This is a genomic window from Streptococcus sp. 3705 (assembly GCF_013277145.1).
In the GTDB taxonomy this organism is placed as follows: Bacteria; Bacillota; Bacilli; order Lactobacillales; family Streptococcaceae; genus Streptococcus.
This window is the reverse complement of the sequence record NZ_VMMJ01000047.1, coordinates 1-388: the sequence shown is the minus strand read 5'-3', so window position 1 is coordinate 388 and position 388 is coordinate 1. Positions and strand designations below refer to the sequence as shown.

Sequence of the window (388 nt, the reverse complement as noted above, 5' to 3'; positions counted from 1 at the left end):
TTTTCTTCTATCTAAAAATGCCGGCTACATGACTTGAACACGCGACCCTCTGATTACAAATCAGATGCTCTACCAACTGAGCTAAGCCGGCTCATTTATTATATCTTAATGCGGGTTAAGGGACTTGAACCCCCACGCCGTTAAGCGCCAGATCCTAAATCTGGTGCGTCTGCCAATTCCGCCAAACCCGCAGATATGACCCGTACTGGGCTCGAACCAGTGACCCATTGATTAAAAGTCAATTGCTCTACCAACTGAGCTAACGAGTCTAAAATAACTTGCGTTATCTTAAACGGTCCCGACGGGAATCGAACCCGCGATCTTCGCCGTGACAGGGCGACGTGATAACCGCTACACTACGGGACCTTTGGGAGTTAACGGGATCGAA

At 48.7% G+C, this 388-nt stretch carries 4 tRNA genes; all 4 read right to left on the bottom strand.

From position 1 onward, the window contains the following. Window positions 1–18: 18 nt before the first annotated feature. Window positions 19–91: transfer RNA gene (locus HT714_RS09500), tRNA-Thr, on the bottom strand. A gap of 18 nt (window positions 92–109) precedes the next feature. Further along, a tRNA-Leu gene (locus tag HT714_RS09495) sits at window positions 110–191 on the bottom strand. Window positions 192–196: 5 nt separating this feature from the next. Continuing rightward, window positions 197–269: transfer RNA gene (locus tag HT714_RS09490), tRNA-Lys, on the bottom strand. Window positions 270–293: 24 nt separating this feature from the next. Beyond that, window positions 294–366, bottom strand: a tRNA-Asp gene (locus tag HT714_RS09485). Between the last annotated feature and the right edge of the window lie 22 nt (window positions 367–388).